Here is a 25526-nt window from a genome sequence, read left to right as displayed (position 1 = left end):
GATAGAATGAATAAAAAAATACTGATTATTTCTTTAATTTCTACAATAATTTCATATGCAAGCGAAAGTCAACAAAATATACCTAGGATAGAAAATGGATATATATATATTACAGAAACAGAGTATAATAAATTAAATGAAAATTCAAAAAAATTATACGAAAAAGTGGGTTCTGAATATAGATATAAAAAAAATATAAATATAAATTATTTAAATACAGAAAAGAATCTTGAAGGAGTAGGTTCTGGAATAACATATGGAGAAGGAACAGTTAATCAAAGTAAAACTAGTGTTGCTATAGGAAACAAAGTTAAAGTTAGAGATAATTCAAGTTATTCTATTGGTATAGGTGCTAGTGTTTTAGTAGAGAATGGTCAAAATGTTGCAATAGGTACTGAGGTATATACAAATCAATATGGAGTTTCCATCGGGTATGATAATTATGCAGGAAATAATGCAGTTTCAATTGGCGGAGCAAAAGTAACTGAAAACGATAGTATTGGTATAGGAAATAATACTTTTAATAGTGGAATGTATTCTATAGCATTAGGTAGTGAAAGTATTAATACTACAAAAGGATCAGTTGTTATAGGACCTGGAGCTATCTCATATTCTAAAAAAAGTTTAGAAATTGATGGTAATAATATTATAGACAGTACAAAAAAAGAAGAACTATATAAAAAATATTTTGATGAAATAAAAAAAGAAAATGAAATAGTTTTAAAATCTAAAATTAGAGAAGAATATAAAAAAACAAATAAAGCTTTTACTGAAAAAGATGTTAACCAATCTTTAATAGAAGAAGTTAGAAAAATGGCCTCATTTAAGTTATATAAAGAATATTCAGGATATAAAATAAATGAAGAAGGAGAAAGATGGATAAAAAGAGATCAAAAAGCTGATGGGTTTAATACAACAATAGGGTTTAATTCTAAAACTTTAGGGAAATATTCGACTTCATTAGGTGCATTTTCAGAAGCATATAATAATTCAGTTAGTATAGGACTTGCATCTGTTGCTACAGGTGAAAATTCTGTTGCATTAGGTAATTTTTCTGAAGCAAACGAGAGAAATACAGTATCTTTAGGTAACGATAGAATAAAACGAAGAATTACAAATCTTTCTGAAGGTATAAATGATTTTGATGCTGTTAATATTAGACAATTAAAGGCAGTGAGTTTAAAAAGTGATATAGCTTTAGGTGGAGTATCGAATGCAGTAGCAATGGCAAACTTACCACAAGTAGGTGGTGATAGAAAGTTTAATTTAGCAGCATCATATGGATACTATGGAGGATCTCATGCAGTAGCAGTAGGCTTTAGTGGAACAAATGACAAGAAAAACTTTACATACAAATTAAGTGGAGCAGTTAATAGTAAGGGTAATCTTGCCTTTGGTATAGGAGCTGGAGTTATGATGGGTAGTGTTGATAATAAGGATAAGAGAATAGAAGAATTGACTGATGAAGTTAAAGAATTAAGAAAAGAAAATATGGATACTAAAGAAAACGTTAAAAAGCAAAATATGAAAATACAAAAATTAGAAGAGATTATAAATAAATTAATGAATAAATAAATATATTAAAAATAATAAACTGTACTGGATTAAAATGATTCAGTACATTTTTTATTAATTAAATTTCTTTTAATAAAGTTAAAAAACACAATGTGCGAGATATATAGATAAAATCTACATTTTATTTAACGTATCTTTATGTGGTTAAAAAATAAACATACATTTAATAAAAATGTCCTTTTTTTTTTTTTTTTTTGGCTAAAATATACTTGACTACTATAGAAATATTAAAATATTTTTTTAAAAAGGAGAAAAATTATGAAAAAGACATTATTGCTAACTAGCTTAGTTGCATCAATAGTTGCAATGGCTGGAACAACTGGATCAGTTGAAGCATATAACGAAAATGAAGCTACATTTGTAAAAGGTGCAAAACCAACTTTCGTAGCAAAGAAAACAGGAGTTAAAACAGAAGTTAAAGTAGAAGGAACTGGATTTAGCTTTGGTGGAGAATTTAAAGCTGAAGATTTAGAATTAGGTAAAGTTACAAAAGCTAACTACTTAAATCATTCAAGTGTATGGGCTAAATATGAATTACCTGAAATAAAGGGAGTTAAATCATATGTTAAAGCAACTGTAAGTCCTAAATTTGTTAACACTTTAAAAGAAGAAGTAACATTAGCAAATAAAATAGCTAAAAGACCTGCAGTAACAATTGGTGAATACAATTTTAAAAAAGAAGTATTAAAGAAAATAACTAATGGTAAAGTTGCAGATAAAGGAAGTGCAGAATTAGAAGGACAAGTAAGTTACAAATATAATGAATTTACATTTGGTCTAAATTCAAAGACTAACTTCCCATTAAGTAATGAAGAATATACATATGATGGAACAAAAACTAATAAGGCATCTGTTAAAGATTATGGTGCAACAGTTAAATCAACTCACAAACTATTCGTTGAAAGCGAAGAAGGTAAAGATGTATTCGTTAAAGGATTAAAAGACGTAAAAGCAAACGTTGAAGTAAAACATGATTACAGAAAGATAGAAAAAAATCAAAAAGCTTCTGAAGCTGTAGACTATGTTTCAGGTGAAGTATCAGCAAAATATGATGCTGTAAAAGATCTTGAACTTGAAGGTAAAGTTGCATTTAAGAAAAACTTTAAATCTACTGAAAAGATTGGAGATTATAAAGTCTTAGAAACTAAATTATTTGAAGAAAAAGAAGCTAGATACATACACTCATATGAATTAAAAGGAACATACAAAGGTGTTAAACACTTAACATTATCTGCAAAACCTTTTGTTGCTCATGTAAATATTGCTAAAGAAGTTACATCAGATAACAAAGTAAAGAGAAATGACCATGTTGCATATGGTGTAGAACTTAATGCAGAATACAAGATGTTAAATGACAAATTAACATTAACAGGTAAATCATTACTTGCAGGTTTACATGATAGAATGTTTGATGGAACAAAAAAGAATACAGGTGTATTTGTATTTGATGCAAATGCTAAATATGACTATAGCGTAACAGACAAATTCACAGTAAGTCCTGAAGCTAATGCTAACTTAGAATTAAATGTATCTAAACCAGCAGATAAATTAGTTACTGTACCTTCATTAACATTAACACCAAAAGTATCAGCTGAATACAAACCAACTGACACATTAACATTAAAAGGAAGTGTAGAAACTCCAGTTAAATTTAAGGTAGTTGGAAAAGAATTTAAGTATACAGATACTCAAGTTAAGACAAGCTTAAACTTAAAATATGAATGGAAATAGTTATCAACACGTTTGATATATAATTGTTTTTTCTACCCCTTGGGATTAGTCACCCGAGGGGTTTTTGCATATTAAAAAAATATATATAAAATTTTTATATGAACAAAAAAATACAGTATATATTTAAATTCAGTAACAAATACTTGACAAAAAAGTACGGGGGGGGGTACTATATATGTAATACTAGAAAGGGTGTATAAAAATGAAGAATAAGATAGTACTAAGTATACTTTTAATTTTAGGTATTTTTTCTTTTGCTGATGAAGAAGGAAAATGGAAGGAAGCATATAATGGAGAAAATAGCTACTATTTTGGTGAAAATACTTGGGTTGATGGGAATAATGCATATTCAATAGGTAATGATAACTATATTTATGGAAATAATAACCAAGTTCATGGTGATAAAAATAAGGTTGGGGGAGAAAATTCTAGAATAGATAAAAATTTGGTGTTTGGGAATAATAATGAAATCTATCCTGATCCTGTTAATAAGGCAACTAGAGAGTATAAAGTATTTTGGGCAGTCGAATTACCAAGTGGGCAAAATGTTAGAGGAGTTCGTAGTATAAGAGAAGGTGAAAAAGTTAAATTCAATGGAAGTGTTGATGGTGCGAAATTGGTATGGTGGAATAATGATATAGAAAAAACAATTAAAAATAATACAATAATTTTTGGTAGATTTATTGAAAACGATAAAACTGAAACAAAACAAGAAGAGCTACATTCAAAATTAAGTCTATTAATTGATTTTACAAGAGACATAGTTAAAGAAAGTAAGAAATTTTTAAAATCAAGTGATGAAGAAAAAGAAAAAATATTAGAAAATGTAGAAGAAGTTGTAAAAAGAGCTAGTAATAATCATGGTAAAAGTGAATCTGCTATGCAAAGTTCAATAAATGAATGTGAAGAGATATTAAAAAGATTTACAGAAGAAGAACCAAAACAAAATGATACCCCTAATGTAAATATAACTGAAAATAAGTTTAAACCTGATTTTATTGGAAATATCATAAAAGGTAATGATAATTTAGTTATAGGTCAAGGTAATGCAGTATTTGGTACTAATGTACATCTAGGAGAGAAAAATAAAAGTAGTGTGAATAATAATATAATATTAGGATCTAATATAACAAATACTGATGTAAATAACGCAATAGTAATAGGTAATGGCTCTAAAGCAATAGAAAATGCAGTATCAATTGGTAATGATACAACAACTAGACAAATTAAATATGTTAAAGCTGGTACAGATGATACAGATGCAGTTAATGTATCACAATTAAAAGAATATGTTAAAGCTAATTCTTTTTCAGCTGAAAACTACTATAATAAACCAGAAGTAGATAAAAAAATAGACTTCGTATTAGGCGGAGTAACAAATGTTGTAGCAATGGCAAACTTACCACAAGTAAGTGGAGATAGAAAGTTTAATTTAGCAGCATCATATGGATACTATGGAGGATCTCATGCAGTAGCAGTAGGCTTTAGTGGAACAAATGACAAGCAAAACTTTACATACAAACTAAGTGGAGCAGTTAATAGTAAAGGAAATCTTGCCTTTGGTATAGGAGCTGGAGTAATGCTTGGTAGTGTAAATGATAAGGATAAGGTTATAGAACAATTAAAAGAAGAAAATAGAAAACGTGATGAAAAAATAGATAAACAAGGACAAGAAATTAAAGAATTAAAAGAAATAGTTAATAAATTAATTCGTAAGTAATAATAATGAGATCTCATATGCATTATGGGGTCTTTTTTTTAAAAATATATATATTTAGTTAAAAAAGTTTATGAAATTAAAAGATATAAATTTAGATAAATGCAGTGCATAAAGAATATGCGGGTTAAAAAATAAGCAAGTTAATTAAAAAAACTGCTTTTTTTTTTTTTTTTTAGAATAAAATATACGTAGTAAACCAAACAATAATAAAAGGAGAAATAGAAAAATAGAAAAGTACTTATTTTAATTTGTGCTGCATTAACGATGATAACAAGTGTTGGGTATGCAGATACTAAAGATTTTGTGATTAACAACAACATTATATTTGAAAAAAGTCACGAAAAAAATTATGAAAAATTAGTGAGTAGAAATAATGTTATTGGAGGTATAAATAACATAATTGATGATCCTATTTTAGATATAGTTGTAAAAAATAAGAATAAAAAAGTAGAAGAAATTAAAGATGAAATTTCTAAAGAACTTAGTAATAAATATAAAGAAACTGGTATTTTATCTACTATAAAAGAAAATGAAAAGAAATCTAAAGGTGAAATAATAAATATAATAAAAGATAAATTATCTAATATTGATGGATATGATTTTAAATTTATTGATACACTTATTGATGAAGTAAAAAAAGGTGCTCAAGATGATAATAAACTATTGTATTCAGCATTTGATCCATATGATTGGTATAATAAAAATAAAATACAAAAAGTAATTGAAAATAAAGATAAGGAAGATGGAGTTATAAAACAGATTGTCAAAACACAATCAAATTATTTAGACTATAATACGGTATTGGGACCTTTTAGCAAAGTGTATAATTCATCTAATAGTGTTGTTATAGGATTGTCAGCTAAGGCTGAAAATTCTGGAACTCAGGGGAATATTGCTATAGGAAAAGTCGCGTTAGCTACAGGAGATGCAACAATATCTATTGGATCAGAAGCTAAAGCTTTAAATAAAGGTGCTGTGTCATTAGGAGAAAATGCAAAAAGTTTAGGTAAGTATTCTACAGCTATAGGTAGCCAGTCTTATGCGTATGGAATGAATAGTATTGCATTAGGGATACGGTCTATAGCAGGAGATGCTAGCAAAGAAGTTGGGTATAGACCATATAATTTAAATGAAGAAGAATATAAAAATAAAAGTGAATGGATAGCTGATTATGGAGTAGTATCTGTTGGTGGTTTTGAAAAATTAGTTAATAAATTACATACAAGACAAATAGTGAACGTTGCTGCAGGTTACAATGATACAGATGCTGTCAATGTTGCTCAATTAAAAGAATTAAAGACTTATGTAGATAATTCTACACCATTTGAATATGCTACTAAAGATAATAAGAGTCTATATAAGTATGGTGATAAATACTATTATAAAGAAACTAATAAGGAATACAAAGGTAAAGTTGATGAAGTTATCATACAAGCCAAAGAACCACACAAACTTTCTAATATTGCAAGTTCATTAGGTGACGGTAATACAACAAGTACAGGTACAACACCAGCATCAGCAACTAGTGAAAATGGAGATAGTGTTGTTGTAATTAAGGACTTAAAAACTATTAAGGAAAATAAGGCTGATAAGGCATATGTAGATGAAAAAGTTGCTAAACTTAATGAAAAAACAGATTTAGCCTTAAGTGGAGTATCAAGTGCTGTAGCAATGGCAAACTTACCACAAGTAAGTGGAGATAGAAAGTTTAATTTAGCTGCATCATATGGATACTATGGAGGATCTCATTCAGTAGTAGTAGGACTTAGTGGAACAAATGATAAGCAAAACTTTACATATAAACTAAGTGGAGCAGTTAATAGTAAAGGAAATCTTGCCTTTGGTATAGGAGCTGGAGTTATGATGGGTAGTGTTAATAAAGGTACTAATTTTGAAGAAAGATTAAATAAATTAGAAAAAGAAAATAAAGAGTTAAAAGAAGTTATTAAAAAATTAATGAATAAATAGTTAATAAATAATGATATACGGAAGATGAAGTACTACAAGGTGTTGTGGGCTTCATTTTTTTAATGTTAAAAAAGGTTAAATAAAGTATGAAAAAAGTCTTGAAAAATAAATGGGGGGGGGTAATATTAGAGAGGGAAGTGGTTTAAATGAAGAAGATTATTTTATTTAGTTGTTTTCTAAGTGTTTTAAGCTTAGCTATAGAACCTTATGCAGTAGACAATAATGGTAATATAATAATTAATGGAGAAAAAGATTTTAAAAATTTAACTGAAAATTCTAGTGGAAATTTTTTATTTGGTTTTGGACATAAGGTAAAGACAGGATTTCATAATTTTTTAATAGGGTATAATAATAATTTTGAAATTGGTAAAAACTCTTTGATGTTAGGGAATGAGAATAACATCTTAAATAAAGGAAAATATAATAATAATGATGGCATAATGCTTATAGGTGATAATAATAAAGTTACTGATAGCCAATTTGCTTTTATTCAAGGTAATAGAAATAACCTAGATCGTAATTATGCTTCAAGTATTATTGGTTCTGATAATAAGGCAGCATTTAGTGAATATTCAAATGTTTTAGGACATGATAATGAATTAAACTATAGTGCATTTTCAAGCGTTAATGGAAGCGAAAATAAAGTTGAAGGATTAAGTTTTCATTCACAAGTTTTTGGATTTAGAAATAAGGTTGTAAAGGGACAAAATGCATTTATTCATGGTGATCATAATAATTTAAAGAATAGTGCTTATTCACATATTGAAGGATATGGAAGTGAAATAAATAATGATGATAATACTATTGATACCACAAAAAATTCAACTACAAAAGATTCAAACTATATTTTTGGAGATTATAATAAAATATTAAATTCTGAAAATTCACATATACAAGGAAAATCAAATGAAATAGGAAACAGTGAAAATTCATATATTCAAGGTTATGCATCAAATATTAAAAATGCAGCAAATAGTTCAATTATAGGAGGATATTTTAGTAGTGTAAATATGAATAATTCATTAGCATTAGGAGCATTTAGTACTACTAAAGAAATTAAAAATAAAGGATATTTAACAAATCAAGATACAAAAGATGTTTATGCATTAGCTGTTGGTGGTGAATATGTATATAAAGATGATAAAGGAAATGAAACAGTATATAAAGCAAAAAGAAGAATTCAAGGTCTAGCAGATGGTGCAGAAGATGATGAAGCAGTAACAGTTGCACAATTAAAGAAAGTCCAAAAGAGTATACAAAATCAAGGTGCAAATGAAAAATATATAAAAGATAATTACTATAATAAAACAGAAGTAGATAAAAAAATAGACTTCACATTAGGTGGAGTAGCAAATGCAGTAGCAATGGCAAACTTACCACAAGTAAGTGGAGATAGAAAGTTTAATTTAGTTGCATCATATGGATACTATGGAGGATCTCATGCAGTAGCTGTTGGATTTAGTGGAACAAATGACAAGCAAAACTTCACATACAAATTAAGTGGAGCAGTTAATAGTAAGGGTAATCTAGCACTTGGTATAGGAGCAGGTGTAATGCTTGGTAGTGTAAATGATAAGGATAAGAGAATAGAAGAATTAACTAATGAAGTTAAAGAATTAAAAGAAATAGTTAATAAATTAATTCGTAAGTAATAATAAGGAGATCTCATATGTATTATGGGGTCTTCTTTTTAATAAAATAGCAGAAGATGAATCTAATGAACTATTATAAGAATATTAAATTTAAATACAATTGAACTTTTGTCCCAGATATGATATGATATTTGGGACAAAGGAGGATTGTAATGAGTTCGTATACAGAAAAAATATCAGATAGAATAAATGATTTTAACTCACATAAAGTATTTTTTGCTAATGACTTTTTAGATATTACTTCGTATGAAACTGCTAGAAAGACATTGAATAGAATGGTTAATGAAAGAAAAATTAAGCGTGTCATTGATGGCTTTTATTACAATCCAAGATATAGTGTATTAATTGGAGAGTACGAAGCAGTATCAATTCACGAGTTAGCACTTGCTATAGCAAGAAAATACAATTGGAATATTGCACCATATAATAGCACAGCCTTAAACTTATTAGGACTTTCAACACAAGTACCAACTCACTATAAATATATATCTAGTGGAAGATACAAGGAATATAAAATTGAAGATACCATTTTAGAATTTAAAAAAGTAAATCCAGGAGAAATTGCCAATATGTCCATAAAGACTGCAACAGTTATACAGGCAATCAAGACTTTGGGCAAAGAAAATATAAGTGATAAAGTTATAGAAAAAATTAGAGAAAACCTGACTGAAAAAGAAAGGACAGACTTAATGAATGAATCAAAATCAGTACCAGCATGGATATATGAAGTAATAAGGGAAATTTGTGAGGCTAAAGATGAATAATACATTAACTTAGCGATAGACTTAGTTTTGAAAAGTTTATGAGAGACTCAATATCTTATGCGATAGCTAATAGTTTTAATACAGTCTATTCTATGGATATGGGGAATTTAAAAAAATATTTTTCTAGGATTAATACAATTTCTTTAGAACAGATAGGTTTTGTAATATCAAGGGTTAAGAAAGGGATGTAGCCGACTTCTAACTTTATCACTTTACAATTTATAAAATTGTTTTAAGTATATATATGTAATCTAGCCTTTGGTATAGGAGGAAGTTAAAGAATTAAGAAAAGAAAATATGGAGATAAAAGCACTACTTAGAAAAGTTATTAAAAAACCATGAATAAGCAAAAATTTATTATTAATACAATTAAAAAGATTAATATTGAATTTATAAAAATCAAAAAAATAGATAAATAAAATGTTTGTTTATAATTTCACTATAAAAATGGTTAATAAACTATAGGGGCTAGAAAATGAAGCTACAATCAAGAAAAGAGGCTTCATTTTTTTTAGTTAATAAACGTAAATGAAAGCATAGAAAAAAGCCTTCAAAAATTTATGGGGGGGGGTGTATATTTAAGTAGATAAAGGAGAGGGTAAAATGAATATAGAAGCAAACTTAAAAAAATTAAAAACAAGCATAAAGAGAAGAAAGAAAATAACATTAACACTAATGTTAGGCTTTTTAATGACAGGTGTTATAGGGTATGCTGAACCAACAGTAGAAGAATTACAACGACAAATAATAGATCTACAACAACAAATACAAGAAAAAAATAGACAAATAGAAGAAAAGAATAAAGAAATTGAAAATAGATTTAGTAGTGAATATGTACTTGTAGGAAAAGGTGCATATATAAATAATGCAGGAGGACTTGATAATAAAACTAAAGGTGGTATTGCTATAGGTGAAAACGCAACTGTTCATAACTATGCTGACCAATATGGAGGTATAGCAATAGGACAAAATGCATATGCTGAATCTATGATTGGTCAACAAGAAAAGTATTTTACTTTTAATAAAAATATTGGATATAATAAATTTGGATACGGGTCTATCCCACAAAATGATTTTGATAAATTAATAAGCACTTTAGTTATTGGTAATAATACATATGCAAGATCTGGTGGTATAATGATAGGACCTCACAATTTTAGAGGTAAGATGGGGGATATAGATAATATATCAACAGATACAAGAGACGAAAAAGCTAAATTAGGACTAGGAGTTTTATCTACTACATTAGGAACAAATAGCTTTACAAATGGTGCTTTTGCGACTACATTAGGAGCTTATTCAATAATAACAAGTAAATATGATGGGAATAATTCTTATGCTACACAAAATTTTGGAGCATTAATAAATGGACCTTTAAATAGCATAGAATCCTTTGCATCTGATAGTAAATATTCAGGTATAGCTAATTCGGTTGTAGGAGTAGCTAATAGAACAAATAATTCTAATGGTTCATTAATATTTGGGGCAGGTAATGAAATAACAAATTCTGTTGAAGAAATCAAGTTTCCAATGAAAAAGTCTGGACTTTTTGGTTCTCTGTTTGAATCTCCTAATGAATTATCAGAAGAATTAAGAAAGGGAGTAATTAAAAATAAAAGTGGTGGAGCAACACTTGCTATAGGTGGTGGTAATAAGGCAGACTATACAAAACAAGTTTCAATAATTGGAACTAAAAATGAAATTAAAGGGACTAAAGATAAAAAAACAGAATTAGTTTCAGTTAGTGGAGATAACAACTTAGTTGAAAATTCAAGAAATATTGTTGCAGGTAAAAACTTTCATGTTAAAGGTGAAGGAAATGTTCTTCAGGGATTCAATAATCCTACTAATAACGAAAGAAGGGAAGTGACTAATAATAACGTTGTAGCCCTTGGTAATGATATTAAAATTAACACAGATAACTCAGTATATTTAGGGACAAATAGTACTGAAGCAAAAGCAGAAAATACAACATTGTGGAATAATAAAGATAAAGATGAATATAAAGAAAAGTATAAAGAATATGCAGGCTTTGATCATATTGGTGGAATAGTTACAGTAGGTAATGATACATTAACACGTGTTATACAAAATGTAGCACCAGGATTAATATCAGCTACATCAACAGATGCAATTAATGGTTCACAACTATTTAACTATGTTGCTAAGCAATATATAACTGTAAAAGATGAAAATGGACATTCAACACAAGTTAAATTAGGAGATACATTAACATTAAAAGGAACAACAGTAGATGTTACAGTTAAAGCACCAGAACCAGCACAACCTACACCTGTTACACCTGCACCTGCTGCACCAACAGAAACTAAAGCACCAGAACACACTGCGACATTTGAAACAAAAGGAAATGTTGGAGGTTCAGATACATTTGGGTATAAGTATAGAGATGATAAAGGTAAAGAAACAGAATTAAAAGAAGGTCCTGATGGTAAGCTATACACTAATGAATTTATACAAAATAATGAATACAAGAATAATAAATGGGTAAAAAAAGGTTCAACAGAAGATAGTATACTTAAAGATAACCAATACGACAAAAAAGATGAAAAAGTAATTTTAAGCACAAAATATGGTAAGATAATTACTGATGTAGCTGATGGTGTCAAAGCTAACGATGCAGTAAATGTAAATCAATTAAAGACTGTTAGCACAAATGTAGAAAAGAATACTAGTAATATACAACAATTACAAAAAGATGTTAAAGAAGTAGATAAGAAATCAGATCTTGCTTTAGGTGGAGTAGCTAATGCTGTGGCTATAGCTAATTTAGTACAAGTAAATTCATATTCAGACTATAGACATAACTTAAGTGCAGCGTATGGATATTATGGTGGTTCTCATGCATTGGCAATAGGCTTTAGTGGAGTAACAAAGGATAGAAGATTAGTATACAAATTAAGTGGATCAGTAAATAATAAAGGAAATCTTGCCTTTGGAGTTGGAGCTGGAGTAATGCTTGGTAATAAGGAAGAAAGCATGGAACATAAAGATATTAATGTAAAAGAACTATATGAAAAAATATCTAAATTAGAAAAAGAAAATAGTGAATTTAGAGAAATGTTCAAGAAATTAGGAGTTATGAAATAGTATATATTTTAAATGGGGCGTTGCAAATGCGATAGCCCCATTTATATTTTATACATAAAACCATAATGATATGTATAGTTGTCACTCTCCTTACTTTTTAAGACAGGTATGAAGAAAATTTAGAAAAAAATATTGCAAATTTAGAATATATGTAATATAATCGTGACTGTAACAAAAGTAAAAAGGAGTAAAAATATGAAGAGAAAGTTTTTGATATTTTCTATTTTAACATCAGTGTATACAATGGCATTAACGACTAATGGATATATTGAAGGTAAAATTAATGGGAATATTAAATTTGAAAAAGGTAGTAAATTAAGTCACGAATTAGAAAATAGTGGTGTTAGTGGAGAAATATCATTTAATAAAAGAGTTACACTAGGAGCTAATATATTAGCTAAACAAAAAGAACCTAGGTTAGAAGCATCAAATGTATATTTAAAATATACTAATGATAATATTACAGGTAAAATTACAGTAAATCCAAAAAAAGATAATGGTAACGTAGAATTAGATGGAGAATTAAAAAAAGGGATATTTAAATTTACAACAAATACAGTTATACCATTTAAAACTACAAAAGATAATGTTCTATCAACAAGCACTGTAACATTAGGTAATGATAAAATAAATGCAAGCTTAGGTCTAAAACATTCATATGGTGATGAAGCATTAAAATATGTAGAAACAAAATTAGAAGCTAAAAATGATAACTTAATGGGAAAAGCTCAATTTAGATATCAATTTAATGGAACATCTAAGATAAAAAATATACTTACTGAAGAAGATGACAGTATAGAGTTAAATAAAAATTCTTATGCACATTCATATGAAGTAGAAGCTAAAAAATCATATTTCACAATAGGTGCTTTTGCACAACATATACATTATACTGAAATATCACTTGATAAAATTACACCATATAACATGATGGATGTATATGAAACTAAGGAAGAAAGAGAAGAAAAATTAAGAACAATAGAAACTGCTAATGCAGCTTTAAAAGCAGTAGAAAATCATAAAGGACAATATTTGAAATACAAAGCTGCAGTAGATAAAGCGATTATAGGACTAGGGGGATATCTTAAAGAAGAAGTAAATAAGTTAAAACCAGATTATGAGAGCTTAAAAAATGATGAAAATGCAAAAAAATATGAAGATGCATATAACAGGAAAGCAAAACTAGATGGTATAAAAGATTCTCTTGAATCTAAACAAATAGAACTTCAAAATTTAAAAGATAAAAAAGGTGTTAATGAAGATATTAGGGCAAAAAGACTAAAAGAAATTGAAGATTTAATAGATAAAAATGGTGAAAAATTAAGAAAGGCAATTAAAGAAGTAGATGATTTAGGGCAATCTTTAACTTATGAAAAATCAAATAAAATAGCAGATTATTTAAATGCAAAACAAAGATTAGAAAAATATGAAAAAGATAATACCCAATTTCCTAGAGATCATGTAGGTGGATATAAAGTTGATGAAAATGGTAATCGTACATCAAATGATAATGGTAAAACTATAAAACAAATGGAAACAGAACTTGAAAAAAATGAATATTCTAAAAAGAAAAAAGCTTTAGATTCAGCTGTTAAAGCATTGAGTTATGATGAGAAGGAGTATGCTTTAATTAATGCTTCTAAATCTAGTGCTGATTTAGTTAACTTTGGTGTTAAATTAGGATTTAAGTATGAAGATATTAAGAACCTTACAATAACATTAGATGGTGTATTTGGTGGTACATATCATTCTGAATTTGTATCATTAAAAAAATTCCCTTCATATACAACAAGCTATATTAAATTACATGCATGTGCAAAGTATGAATATAAAGGGATAAGTCCAGAAATAAATATTACAACTAAATTTGTTAACCTAGTTCCTGAATTAGTTCTAGCACCTAAATTATCAGTAGAACGTGATATAGTAGAACATATTAAGGCTAAAGGATTTATTGAAGCACCAATTAAATTTGGAGGTAAAGAATTTAAGTATATCGATACAAGCATAAAAGGTGGAATTAGTTTAAGATATTCATGGTAAAAAGTTGACATTACACCTCATTTTATGCTATCATGATATGAAAAAAGGTGTCTAGATAGATTAGTGTTTGGTGACTATATGTTTTGCACTGAGTCTAGATACTAAAAAAACCAAAATAGGAGGAATAACATGGCTGTAATAAGCATGACACAATTATTAGAAGCAGGTGCTCACTTTGGACACCAAGCTAAGAGATGGAATCCTAAAATGAAACCATATATCTATGCAGAAAGAAATGGTATACACATTTTAGACTTAAAACAAACTTTAACAATGACTGAAAAGGCTTACGATTTTGTAAGAGAAATTGCAAGTAACGGTGGAAAAGTTTTATTCGTAGGAACTAAGAAACAAGCACAAGATGCTGTTAAAGATGAAGCATTAAGATGTGGTGGATTCTATGTTAACCAAAGATGGTTAGGAGGACTTTTAACTAATCTTCAAACAATAAAATCAAGAGTTAAAAGACTTAAAGAATTAGAAGAAATGGACGAAAGTGGAGAATTAGACACTGCTTATACTAAAAAAGAAGCTAGTCTTTTAAGAAAAGAATTAGCGAAATTACAAAAAAATGTTGGTGGAATAAAGGGTATGTCAAAATTACCTGCTGCCTTATTTGTTGTTGACATTAAGAAAGAATTTTTAGCTTTACAAGAAGCTGCTAAATTAGGTATACCAGTAATCGCATTAATCGATACAAACGTAGATCCAGATTTAGTAACTTACAAGATACCTGCTAACGATGATGCCATAAGATCTGTATCATTATTTGCATCAGTTATTGCTAACGCTGTAATTGAAGGTCAAGGTGGAGTTGAAGGTGAAGAAGGACTTGTTGAAACTGAAGAAGTAGTAAAGGAAGAAGAACTAGCAACAACTGAAGATGAAAGTGTTGTGGAGGAATAATTATGGAAATAAAGGCAAGTTTAGTTAAAGAATTAAGAGAAAGAACAGGAGCAGGAATGCTTGACTGTAAAAAAGCTCTAGTAGAAAATGAAGGAAATATTGAAAAAGCAATAGATTGGTTAAGAGAAAAAGGTATATCAAAGGCTGCTAAAAAATCTGGAAGAATAGCTGCAGAAGGTTTAGTATTTGCTAAGATATCTGAAAACCATAAAAAAGGTATAGTTTTAGAATTCAACTCTGAAACAGACTTTGTTGCTAAGAATGAAGACTTCAAGAGTTTCGGTAATATCTTAGCTGAAAGAGCTTTAGATTCAGAAGTAAGTTCTGTTGAAGAATTAAAGAAACTAGAATTCGGTGGAAAGACTGTTGAACAACAATTAACAGAATTAATAGCAAAAATAGGTGAAAATTTAAATATTAGAAGATTAGAAGTAGTTAAGGGATGTTGCGATACTTTCGTTGTTGACTACATTCATATGGGTGGAAAGATAGGAGTATTAGTAAAAGCTAAAGGTGATTCATCTGCTGAAAATATTGAAAAAGTAAGAGGAGTTGCAATGCACATCGCTGCTATGGATCCTAAATTCTTATCTAAAGAACAAGTAAGCCCTGAAGATTTAAAGAGAGAAGAAGAAGTATTAAGAATACAATTCGAAGAAGAATCAAAGGCAAAAGGTAAGACTTTAAAACCAGAAATGGTTGAAAGAATTATCTCAGGTAAACTTGGAAAATATTACGAAGAAAATTGTTTAAACCAACAAAAATATGTAAGAGATGACAAGAAGACTGTAGAACAATTCTTAAGTCCAATCACATTAGTATCATTTGTAAGATACAAAGTTGGAGATGGAATAGAAAAGAAAGAAGAAGATTTCGCAGCAGAAGTAGCTGCTCAAATAGCAGGAAAATAACAATTGATTAAAAGGAGTTTTCTTAAAAACTCCTTTTTTTAAAAATGAGGTACAAAAATGAAGTATAAAAGAATACTACTAAAACTTAGTGGTGAAGCCTTAGCAGGTAAAAAAGAATTTGGATATGATGAAGATGTCTTATTGAGTTTTGCAAAACAAATTAAGGAATTACATGATAATGGAGTACAAGTCGCAATAGTAATAGGTGGAGGAAATATCTTTAGAGGTCTATCTGGACAACAATATGGTGTAGATAGAGCTACAGGAGATACTATGGGTATGCTTGCAACTATTATGAATGGACTTGCAATGCAAAACTTTATTGAAGTACTTGGAATACCAACAAGGGTATTAACTTCAATAAGTATGCCAGAAGTAGCAGAACCATACATCAGAAGAAGAGCCATAAGACACCTTGAAAAGGGAAGAGTAGTAATTTTTTCAGCAGGAACAGGTATGCCATACTTTACAACAGATTCAGGTGGAGCAATACGTGCAATAGAAATACATGCAGATGTTCTAGCTAAAGGAACAAAAGTAGATGGTATTTATGATAAAGATCCTGTTAAGTACAGTGATGCTGTAAAATATAGTGAAGTTAGTTATGATGAAGCAATAGTAAAGAATTTAAAAGTAATGGATGCAACAGCACTGTCATTATGTAAGGAAAATTCTATGCCTATTATCGTATTTGATGCTTTAACAGAAGGAAATATGTTAAAGTTAGTTCAAGGTGAAAAAATAGGTACTGTTGTAAAATAGAAAGGGAAAATATATGTTAGATGATATCTTATTAGAAACTGAAGAAAGAATGATTAAAACTGTAGAAGCAACTAAGGTTAAATTCTCACACGTAAGAGCTGGAAGAGCTAATGTATCTATGATAGATGGAGTTAAAGTAGACTATTTTGGTCAAATGACACCTTTAAACCAAGTTGGTTCATTAACAGCACCAGAAAGCAGATTAATAGTAATTGATCCGTGGGATAAATCATTAATACCAGCTATCGAAAAGGAAATAATGAAGGCTAATTTAGGATTTACTCCATCAAATGATGGCAGAGTAATTAGATTAGTTTTACCAGAATTAACAGAAGACAGAAGAAAAGAATATGTAAAATTAGTAAAAAAAGATGCTGAAGATGGTAAAATTGCAATTAGAAATCTTAGAAAAGAAGCAAATACTCAACTAAAGAAATTAGAAAAAGATAGTGAAATAACAGAAGATGAATTAAAAGATGGAGAAACAAAGGTTCAAAAATTAACAGATAAATATGTTTCTGGAATTGATGAAATATTGACTAAAAAAGAAAAAGAATTAATGAGTATATAGAGGAAAAAATATGAGTTTAAGTAAGATTATTAATTTTTTTAGAGTTAATAAGAATCTGGCAATAGATCTTGGTACATCTAATGTATTAATTTATGATAGACATAAAAGAAAAATAGTATTAAATGAACCATCAGTAATAGTTAGAGATAAGAAGACAAACAAGGTTATTGCTGTTGGTCGTGAAGCAAGAGAGATGTTAGGTAAGAATCCAGATTCTATTGAGGTAATAAAGCCACTAAAAGATGGAGTAATATCAGATGATAATTCAGCACGTGATATGTTAAGTGAATTTATGAAAAAAGTTTATGGTGTATCACCATTTAAACCTGATATTATGATATGTATACCAATAGAAGTAAATACAGTAGACAAAAGAGCTTTATTCGAATCTGTTAGAGGAGCTAAAAGAGTTTATCTAATCGAAGAAGGTAGGGCAGCTATTATTGGTTCTGGAGTAAATATATCACTACCTATGGGAAGCATGGTAATAGATATAGGGGGAGGATCAACAGATATAGCGATATTATCACTTAATGAAATAGTAGCAAGTAAGTCAATAAAGATGGCAGGTAATACACTAGATCAAGATATTGCAAGATATGTAAAAACTAATTTAAATTTAGTAATAGGTGATAGAACTGCTGAAAAGATAAAAAAAGAACTTGCAACAGCTGTAAAATTAAGCGAAGATGAAAATATTAAAATGCCTGTAAAAGGAAGATCTTTATCTACAAATACACCTATGGAATTAGAAATAAGTGCAAATCAAGTACAAGAAGCTATAGGAAGAACAATAGAATCTATGGTAGATAGTGTAAAAGAAGTATTAAGTAAATGCCCTCCTGAATTAGCAGCAGATATACTAGATAATGGTATAGTTCTAACAGGTGGAGGAGCTTTAATTAAGCATCTTGATAAATATATAGAAGAAAAAACAAAAGTTCCTGTAAAAATTGCTGAAAAACCATTGGAATCAGTAGTTGTAGGAGCAGGACTTGCTTTTGATAATAAGGCGTTGTTAAAAACTTTACTTATGAGGGAAAATTAATGAATATAAAGAGAATGGATAAAAGGGCTATATTGCCTACATATGGGACAAAATATTCAGCTGGAGCTGACTTATATGCTTTATTAGATGAAGATTTAGTAATAGCACCATCTGAAACTGTATTAGTACATACAGGTATATGTATGGAAATACCAACTGGTTTGGTAGGTTTAGTTTTTGCAAGAAGTGGACTAGCAACAAAAAAAGGTCTAGCACCTGCAAATAAGGTGGGAGTAATTGATAGTGATTATAGGGGAGAAATAATGGTACCTCTACACAATCATACTAAAGAAGAAAAAGTAATAAAGCATGGTGAAAGAATTGCACAAATTATATTTATGCCATATATTATGGAACAATTTGATGAAGTTGATGAACTTAGTGAAACTGTAAGAGGTGAAGGTGGATTTGGAAGTACAGGAAGATAAAATACTTTCTACACTTATATTATTATTGTCTGTTGTGTTAGGAATTTCATACATAGCTACAACTATTTTATTAATTATGATATTATGTTATTCCTTGTATAAGGGGTATAACTTAAAATTTAAAAAGATATATTTATTATTTTTATTCAATATACCCATTTGTGTGTATTATAGGAATTATTTAGGGATATTAGTAGATATAGCATTAATTGCCTTTTTCTATGTTTCGTATATTAGAAATAGGATAGACTATAACTTGGTTGTGAGATATAGTTCATATATGGCAGTAGTTGAAATAGTATTATCGCTATTGTTACGTGAGAGAGCTGGTGTATATAGCTTTTTTAATCCGAATTATTATGGAGCATTTCTTGCCTTATTAATAGTATATTATCATATAAAAAAATATGATAGGAAGTACTTGTTGGTGTTTATAATAGCACTACTATTAACAGGTTCTAGATTTGCACTTGTCTCCCTTATACTAACATATGCTTTAGTACTACTTGATAAAAATAGAGTATTAGGAAGTATAGCACTTATTATTTCGCTTATATACTTTTATTTAGTCTATAAAGGTATAGTGCCATTTGTTAGGGCAGATACTATAAGTAAATATTTAGATTTAAGACTATGGATATATCAGCTAGGAATAAAGGGTATGTCACATGGATTTTTATTAGGTCATGGACCAACGTATTTTTATGAGTATTCAAAACACGTATATCCACATTCGCATAATATATTAATAGAATATATATTAAGCTATGGCTTAATAGGACTAGTTTATGCATTGTATAATATAAGTGAAGTTAAGTTTAATAAGAAAAAAATATTGGTTATAGCCTTAATTATGATACATGGGTTAGCAGATTACACAATTTTTTGGCCTCAAGTAGCTCTAGTATTTTTAACATTATTCTAATTGATATATTATACTAAATATGATAATATTAATAATATACATTGCGAAGGAGAAAAAAATATGGGATTTTTTGATTTATTTAAAAAGAAAGAAACAAACACAAAAAAAGTTCTAATAGCACCTATAACAGGAGATGTAGTACCTTTAGACACAGTTAAGGATGAAACTTTTGCATCAAAGATGCTAGGAGACGGTGTTGCAATTGAACCCAAAGAATCTGGCGTTATGTTAGCGCCTATGGATGGAGTAGTGGATATAACTCCAACATTACATGCATTCACTCTAGAATCAAGTGATGGAGTTAGTATATTAGTCCATTTAGGTGTAGATACTGTAAAATTAAATGGTAAGGGATTTGAACAATTAGTTGAATCAGGTACCAAAGTTAAAGCAGGAGATGGTATAATTAAATATGATTTAGCATTCTTAAAAGAAAATGCACCATCTGTAACATCACCAGTAATAGTTTTAGAATCAGATGAATACAAAAATATTCAAAAATACGAAGGTCAATCTGTGCATGCAGGACAAGAAAAGATAATAGAAATAGAAAAATAAGATTTTTATGGCATGCTTAGGCATGCCTTTATAGATTAAGGAGTTTAAATATTGAAATACAGAGAATTAACAATGGAAGACAGAAGAAGAATAATTTTAGAAGGGAATGTTCTAAAGACACTTTTTCTATTAAGTATTCCAACAATTATGATGGCAATAGTACAAGCCATGATACCATTTACTGATGGACTATACTTAAATCATATAATAGGTCCAGAAAGAACTGGTGCAATAACTTATTCACAACCTACTATAAACATTATGTTAGGTCTATCACAAGGATTAGGTGTTGCAGCAATGGCAATGGTAGGTCAAATGGCAGGTAAAGGAGATGTAAAAGAAGTAAAAAAAATATCCTTACAGGTTTTAGTGTTTGGGATATTTTGTGGTATAGTTCTAATTCCAGTTAGCCTATTTGTTGCATCATATATATCAACAACAGTAACAAAAGATATGACTAATGATGTATACCTATATCTATCGCTATATTCATTAGTAATACCTTTTCAATTTATGGCGTCAATATTTAATTCTATTAAAGATGGAACTGGTAATCCAGAAGCATCGTTTTGTAGAATGGTAGTTCTTTTAATATTGAAAGTATTCTTTAACTTCATATTCCTAGAATTATTAAGATTGGATATAAAGGGGGCAGTATTTGCTTCATTATCTGCATATATAGTAGTAAGCTTTTGGATGTATTATGACTTATTCTTAAAAAAATATGAATATCAATTAAACATTAATGATTATAGATTCCGTTTTTCAATAATAAAGACATTGATAAAAATAGGGATACCATCAATGATAAGCTATATGATGATAAACTTAGGATTCTTACTAATTAATATGGAAATAAGTAAGTATGGAGCAATAGTTATAGCTGGTCTTGGTATAGCAAGTAATATAAACAGTTTATGCTTCCAACTACCATCATGTATAAGTACAACAGTTACAACTATGGTAAGTTTGAATATAGGAGTGGGTAATAAGGAAAAAGCTAAGAAGATATATAAGATAGGGTTAACAATTGCAACAATAATTGCACTTGTAACTTTAGGTATAATAATACCGAATGTTACTAAGTTAACACTACTATTTACATCACATGAAAAAGTATTGAATGTAGCTGACTCAGCATTAAAGATTTACACTTATTCTATACTACCATATGGTATATTTATGATATGCCAAGCAATATTTAATGCCCTAGGTAGAACAACAGTACCATTAATAATGAGTTTTCTTAGAATATGGTTATTTAGATATGTCTTTATACTATGTACGCAAAAATACTTATCATATTATTCAGTATTTTATGGTAACCTATTTTCAAATGTAGTAGCAGCAATTTTCTTTATTATAATAATATATAGAATTAAGTGGGAATCAGGAATAAAATATGCAAGATAATATAATATCTTTTTCAACAAAGATAAAAAAAGAAATGCTTTTAATACAACCTTTAACAGAAAAAGAAATAATTTCAGAATTATATGGAATTTTTCTATCAAAAGATGGTATAATAAAGGAAGAAGTTAATTTTAAAACTGAAATAAGCTATATTGCTAAAAGAGTTTTAGAGGATATAAAAAAATTAAAGGATTTAGAATTTAATTTTAGCTATATTAAAAGTGATAAGATTACAAGTCATAATATGTATAATATACAGTTAAAAGATACTAATAACTTATTCTCTACTGATATAGATGATATCTGGTTATTAAAAGGCATATTCCTAGGTAATGGTTATGTTAAAGATCCACAAAAAGGTTATTCTATGGATTTTTTTCTAGATAATGATAGAGTAGCAAATATGGTGTATGACCAACTTAAAAAAATGGATAAGAAAGTATTTTTATCTAAGAAAAAAGAAAAAAATATTGTATATATTAGAAATAATGAAGACATACTTGACTTATTAGTCATATTTGGAGCAGTAAATACATTTTTTAGTTATCAAGATACTACAATAAACAAGGAGATATCATTAAAGATAACAAGAAATATGAATTATGAAATTGCTAATGAAACGAAAAAAATTGCAACTGCTACTGAACAAATAAGGATGATAAATAAGATAAAAGATAGTGTAGGACTTGAAAATTTAAATAATGCACTAAGAGAAGTTGCAATAATTAGATTAGAAAATGAGGACTTATCATTATCAGAATTAGCAGAAAAATTAAATATTACAAAATCTGGTATAAGAAATAGATTTAGGAGGCTAAAAGAAATATATGAAGAACTTGAAGCAAATAATGCAAAAATATATTTTAAAAAATGAAAAGCCGACATATTATAGGGTAAAAAAGGACTTAACTGTAGAAGTCTTAGAACCTTCATATATTTTTGAATTAATATATTTTGGTGAACAAGAACTTGCAGAAAAGAATCAAAAAGACTGTGTAGTTAAAAAATATAAAAAGATAAAAAGATTAACAAAGTTAGATACAGATACAATATATGATAGACTATTTCGTAGTTTAGTTAATACAGATAAGTATCATAGTTTACAATTAGCAAATGAACTAATGATAAGAGATCCTAAAACTTTATTACAACTACTATATGATTTGTCATATATATCCTGTGACGAGAATAAATTGATTAAAACATATTTGTTTGAGTGTATATCTAACGAAATTGGATATGAAGAATTTCTATTAAGAAATTTAATAGGATATTTCACATATTCATATCCTGGTTATGTAAGTGCTGAGCAAAAAAAGCTATTTTTAAAAAATGCTTCAGCGTTATATGTCCTAATATATACCAAAAAGTTTGGAAAGTTAGATATATTAGGTGATGATAATATGAGTATAGAAAAAAAGAGTATATATAAAAATTTAATGAAATAGGGGTATATTATGTTAGACTTAAAGTATATAAGAGAAAATAGTGACGAAGTAAAGAAATTTTTAAAAGCTAGAAACAGTGATTTTGATTTAGATGTAGTATTAGACTTGGATAAGAAAAGAAGAGAAATACTAGGTGAAGTTGAAGCATTAAAGAATAAGAGAAATGAATCAAGTACTTTAATAGGAAAATTAAAAAGAGAAAAGAAAGACGCAAGCGAACTATTAAAAGAAATGCAAACAATAGGTGATAGTATAAAGAGTTTAGATGAAAACTTAGCTAAGGTTGAAGAAAAATTAAACTATCTACTATACAGAATACCTAATAAATTACATAGTTCAGTTCCATTCGGTAAGGATGAAGATGAAAATGTAGAAGTTAGAAGATGGGGTACACCTCGTAAATTTGATTTTCCAATTAAAACACATGACGAATTAGGTGTTGCACTAGATATATTAGATTTTGAAAGAGGATCAAAACTTGCAGGATCAAGATTTACAGTATACAAAAAACAAGCTGCAAGATTAGAAAGAGCATTAATTAACTTTATGCTAGATACACATACTAATGAACATGGATTCACAGAAATAATGACACCACAAATGGCAAAAAGAGAAATAATGACAGGTACAGGTCAATTACCTAAATTTGAAGACGATATGTATAAGATAGAAGGAGAAGAATTATTCTTAATCCCAACAGCTGAAGTTACATTGACTAATCTATTTAATCAAGAAATTTTAGAAGAAGATGAATTACCAAAATACATATGTGGATTTACAGCTTGTTTTAGAAAAGAAGCAGGTGCAGGTGGAAAAGATTTAAAAGGATTAATTAGACAACACCAATTTAATAAGGTAGAAATGGTTAAAATTGCACATCCTAAGAATTCATATGAAGAATTAGAACATATGGTTAACTGTGCAGAACATATACTACAAAAATTGAATTTACCTTATAGAGTAATTACATTATGTAGTGGAGATTTAGGATTCTCTGCAGCTAAGACATATGATATAGAAGTATGGGTTCCTAGTCAAAATAAATATAGAGAAATTTCATCATGCTCAAATACTGAAGACTTCCAAGCAAGAAGAGCAATGATAAAATATAGAGCAAAAGACGATAAAAAGAGCTATTTTGTACACACATTAAATGGATCAGGACTTGCTGTTGGAAGAACTGTAGTAGCAATAATGGAAAATTATCAACAAGAAGATGGAAGTATAGTTATACCTGATGCATTAGTACCATATATGGGAGGACAAAAAGTAATTTCTAAATGAAAAAGTTTATAGTATTCCTTGTAATAATTAATATTATGCTAATAATGGCGAACTTAGAGTTTTCTGGGGTTTTATACCATAATGATTTGAGGGCAAGTAATTACCCAATTCATGGGATAGATATTTCTCACCATCAAATAAGAATTAATTGGACAAAAGTAGACAAGAATTACAAATTTGTTTTAATGAAGGCAACAGAAGGAAAAGATTTTATGGATACAGACTTTCTATATAATTGGAATAAAGCCCAATTAAATGGATTTAAGGTAGGTGCATATCATTTTTTCTCAATGTTATCTAGTGGAAGAGATCAAGCATTATACTATATGTCCAAAGTACCTATTGTAAGTGATAGCTTTCCACCAATAATAGATGTAGAAATCTCAAGAAAATATGATAAGGATAGAGTAATAGCAGAATTAAAAGAAATGATAGACTTATTAGAAGAAAAATATAACAAGAGAGTTATAATCTATACGGACTATAAGTCATATAATAATTTTCTAAAGGGTGAGTTGGAAGATAATCCTTTATGGATAAGAGATATAAAGAATTACCCTAAAATAAAAGAAAGTAAAAGATGGATAATATGGCAGTATTCTAATCGTGGAAGAGTAGACGGTATAGATGGCTTTACGGATAAAAACGTTTTGAGATATAACGATATGAATTTATACATTAATAAAATACAGGCAAAATAGACTTGCCTGT

The 25526-nt window shown here is 28.4% G+C and carries 21 protein-coding genes; all 21 read left to right on the top strand.

Annotation, left to right across the window (positions count from 1 at the left end):
• Positions 1 to 6 precede the first annotated feature (6 nt).
• The 21 genes from VC03_RS04415 to VC03_RS04315 all read left to right on the top strand — a co-directional run bounded on the left by VC03_RS04415 (position 7) and on the right by VC03_RS04315 (position 25516).
• Positions 7 to 1575 carry a YadA-like family protein gene (locus VC03_RS04415; RefSeq protein WP_046328842.1) on the top strand — a complete coding sequence of 523 codons (1569 nt, stop codon included), beginning with the start codon at positions 7 to 9 and terminating at the stop codon, positions 1573 to 1575.
• Positions 1576 to 1833: 258 nt separating this feature from the next.
• Entirely contained in the window at positions 1834 to 3306 is a 1473-nt protein-coding gene (locus tag VC03_RS04410; protein WP_046328841.1) for a TonB-dependent receptor, read from the top strand.
• Positions 3307 to 3508: 202 nt separating this feature from the next.
• The gene (locus VC03_RS04405) at positions 3509 to 5026 is read left to right on the top strand and encodes a YadA-like family protein (protein ID WP_046328840.1); all 1518 of its coding nucleotides are present in this window, start codon (positions 3509 to 3511) and stop codon (positions 5024 to 5026) included.
• Between the two features lie 264 nt (positions 5027 to 5290).
• Entirely contained in the window at positions 5291 to 6994 is a 1704-nt protein-coding gene (locus VC03_RS04400) for a YadA family autotransporter adhesin (protein WP_046328839.1), read from the top strand.
• Between the two features lie 146 nt (positions 6995 to 7140).
• Positions 7141 to 8646 carry a YadA family autotransporter adhesin gene (locus VC03_RS04395; protein ID WP_046328838.1) on the top strand — a complete coding sequence of 502 codons (1506 nt, stop codon included), beginning with the start codon at positions 7141 to 7143 and terminating at the stop codon, positions 8644 to 8646.
• A gap of 152 nt (positions 8647 to 8798) precedes the next feature.
• The gene (locus VC03_RS04390) at positions 8799 to 9410 is read left to right on the top strand and encodes a DUF6088 family protein (protein ID WP_046328837.1); all 612 of its coding nucleotides are present in this window, start codon (positions 8799 to 8801) and stop codon (positions 9408 to 9410) included.
• Positions 9411 to 10013: 603 nt separating this feature from the next.
• Positions 10014 to 12518, top strand: coding sequence for a YadA-like family protein (locus tag VC03_RS06595; protein WP_052727701.1), 2505 nt, complete (start codon positions 10014 to 10016; stop codon positions 12516 to 12518).
• Positions 12519 to 12713: 195 nt separating this feature from the next.
• Complete coding sequence (locus VC03_RS04380) at positions 12714 to 14561, top strand: hypothetical protein (protein WP_046328836.1); 1848 nt, start codon at positions 12714 to 12716, stop codon at positions 14559 to 14561.
• Between the two features lie 129 nt (positions 14562 to 14690).
• Positions 14691 to 15467 (top strand): 30S ribosomal protein S2, encoded by a 777-nt coding sequence (rpsB, locus tag VC03_RS04375; protein WP_046328835.1) that lies wholly within the window; start codon positions 14691 to 14693, stop codon positions 15465 to 15467.
• Complete coding sequence (tsf, locus tag VC03_RS04370) at positions 15467 to 16378, top strand: translation elongation factor Ts (protein WP_374042021.1); 912 nt, start codon at positions 15467 to 15469, stop codon at positions 16376 to 16378. The genes rpsB and tsf overlap by 1 nt, the downstream gene beginning before the upstream one ends.
• A 57-nt stretch (positions 16379 to 16435) precedes the next feature.
• On the top strand, positions 16436 to 17140 hold the full coding sequence (gene pyrH / locus VC03_RS04365; RefSeq protein ID WP_046328833.1) for a UMP kinase: 705 nt from the start codon (positions 16436 to 16438) through the stop codon (positions 17138 to 17140).
• Positions 17141 to 17153: 13 nt separating this feature from the next.
• Positions 17154 to 17711, top strand: coding sequence for a ribosome recycling factor (frr, locus tag VC03_RS04360; protein WP_046328832.1), 558 nt, complete (start codon positions 17154 to 17156; stop codon positions 17709 to 17711).
• Between the two features lie 10 nt (positions 17712 to 17721).
• Positions 17722 to 18759 (top strand): rod shape-determining protein, encoded by a 1038-nt coding sequence (mreB, locus tag VC03_RS04355; protein ID WP_046328831.1) that lies wholly within the window; start codon positions 17722 to 17724, stop codon positions 18757 to 18759.
• Positions 18759 to 19187, top strand: coding sequence for a dUTP diphosphatase (dut, locus tag VC03_RS04350; RefSeq protein ID WP_046328830.1), 429 nt, complete (start codon positions 18759 to 18761; stop codon positions 19185 to 19187). The genes mreB and dut overlap by 1 nt, the downstream gene beginning before the upstream one ends.
• Positions 19168 to 20112 carry an O-antigen ligase family protein gene (locus tag VC03_RS04345; RefSeq protein ID WP_046328829.1) on the top strand — a complete coding sequence of 315 codons (945 nt, stop codon included), beginning with the start codon at positions 19168 to 19170 and terminating at the stop codon, positions 20110 to 20112. Before dut ends, VC03_RS04345 begins: the two co-directional genes overlap by 20 nt.
• A 60-nt stretch (positions 20113 to 20172) precedes the next feature.
• Entirely contained in the window at positions 20173 to 20670 is a 498-nt protein-coding gene (locus tag VC03_RS04340; protein ID WP_046328828.1) for a PTS sugar transporter subunit IIA, read from the top strand.
• 51 nt (positions 20671 to 20721) lie between these two features.
• On the top strand, positions 20722 to 22083 hold the full coding sequence (locus tag VC03_RS04335; protein WP_046328827.1) for an MATE family efflux transporter: 1362 nt from the start codon (positions 20722 to 20724) through the stop codon (positions 22081 to 22083).
• Positions 22073 to 22957 carry a DNA-binding protein WhiA gene (whiA, locus tag VC03_RS04330; protein WP_052727700.1) on the top strand — a complete coding sequence of 295 codons (885 nt, stop codon included), beginning with the start codon at positions 22073 to 22075 and terminating at the stop codon, positions 22955 to 22957. The genes VC03_RS04335 and whiA overlap by 11 nt, the downstream gene beginning before the upstream one ends.
• Entirely contained in the window at positions 22911 to 23531 is a 621-nt protein-coding gene (locus VC03_RS04325) for a hypothetical protein (protein ID WP_046328826.1), read from the top strand. Before whiA ends, VC03_RS04325 begins: the two co-directional genes overlap by 47 nt.
• Before the next feature lie 9 nt (positions 23532 to 23540).
• Complete coding sequence (serS, locus tag VC03_RS04320) at positions 23541 to 24815, top strand: serine--tRNA ligase (protein WP_046328825.1); 1275 nt, start codon at positions 23541 to 23543, stop codon at positions 24813 to 24815.
• The gene (locus VC03_RS04315; protein ID WP_046328824.1) at positions 24812 to 25516 is read left to right on the top strand and encodes a GH25 family lysozyme; all 705 of its coding nucleotides are present in this window, start codon (positions 24812 to 24814) and stop codon (positions 25514 to 25516) included. Before serS ends, VC03_RS04315 begins: the two co-directional genes overlap by 4 nt.
• Positions 25517 to 25526 lie beyond the last annotated feature (10 nt).

This window comes from Sneathia vaginalis (assembly GCF_000973085.1).
GTDB classification, from domain to species: domain Bacteria; phylum Fusobacteriota; class Fusobacteriia; order Fusobacteriales; family Leptotrichiaceae; genus Sneathia; species Sneathia vaginalis.
Note: the sequence above shows the minus strand (reverse complement) of the source record. Positions and strands in the feature narration are given on the sequence as shown.

Excerpts from the sequence above, each read along its gene's own strand:
- VC03_RS04395 (WP_046328838.1), top strand. The coding sequence starts at position 7,141 with ATGAAGAAGATTATTTTATTTAGTTGTTTTCTAAGTGTTTTAAGCTTA.
- VC03_RS04315 (WP_046328824.1), top strand. The coding sequence starts at position 24,812 with ATGAAAAAGTTTATAGTATTCCTTGTAATAATTAATATTATGCTAATA.
- VC03_RS06595 (WP_052727701.1), top strand. The coding sequence starts at position 10,014 with ATGAATATAGAAGCAAACTTAAAAAAATTAAAAACAAGCATAAAGAGA.
- serS (WP_046328825.1), top strand. The coding sequence starts at position 23,541 with ATGTTAGACTTAAAGTATATAAGAGAAAATAGTGACGAAGTAAAGAAA.
- mreB (WP_046328831.1), top strand. The coding sequence starts at position 17,722 with ATGAGTTTAAGTAAGATTATTAATTTTTTTAGAGTTAATAAGAATCTG.
- VC03_RS04400 (WP_046328839.1), top strand. The coding sequence starts at position 5,291 with ATGATAACAAGTGTTGGGTATGCAGATACTAAAGATTTTGTGATTAAC.
- rpsB (WP_046328835.1), top strand. The coding sequence starts at position 14,691 with ATGGCTGTAATAAGCATGACACAATTATTAGAAGCAGGTGCTCACTTT.
- pyrH (WP_046328833.1), top strand. The coding sequence starts at position 16,436 with ATGAAGTATAAAAGAATACTACTAAAACTTAGTGGTGAAGCCTTAGCA.
- VC03_RS04325 (WP_046328826.1), top strand. The coding sequence starts at position 22,911 with ATGAAGAACTTGAAGCAAATAATGCAAAAATATATTTTAAAAAATGAA.
- VC03_RS04340 (WP_046328828.1), top strand. The coding sequence starts at position 20,173 with ATGGGATTTTTTGATTTATTTAAAAAGAAAGAAACAAACACAAAAAAA.
- dut (WP_046328830.1), top strand. The coding sequence starts at position 18,759 with ATGAATATAAAGAGAATGGATAAAAGGGCTATATTGCCTACATATGGG.
- VC03_RS04390 (WP_046328837.1), top strand. The coding sequence starts at position 8,799 with ATGAGTTCGTATACAGAAAAAATATCAGATAGAATAAATGATTTTAAC.
- VC03_RS04405 (WP_046328840.1), top strand. The coding sequence starts at position 3,509 with ATGAAGAATAAGATAGTACTAAGTATACTTTTAATTTTAGGTATTTTT.
- VC03_RS04415 (WP_046328842.1), top strand. The coding sequence starts at position 7 with ATGAATAAAAAAATACTGATTATTTCTTTAATTTCTACAATAATTTCA.
- whiA (WP_052727700.1), top strand. The coding sequence starts at position 22,073 with ATGCAAGATAATATAATATCTTTTTCAACAAAGATAAAAAAAGAAATG.
- VC03_RS04380 (WP_046328836.1), top strand. The coding sequence starts at position 12,714 with ATGAAGAGAAAGTTTTTGATATTTTCTATTTTAACATCAGTGTATACA.
- VC03_RS04410 (WP_046328841.1), top strand. The coding sequence starts at position 1,834 with ATGAAAAAGACATTATTGCTAACTAGCTTAGTTGCATCAATAGTTGCA.
- frr (WP_046328832.1), top strand. The coding sequence starts at position 17,154 with ATGTTAGATGATATCTTATTAGAAACTGAAGAAAGAATGATTAAAACT.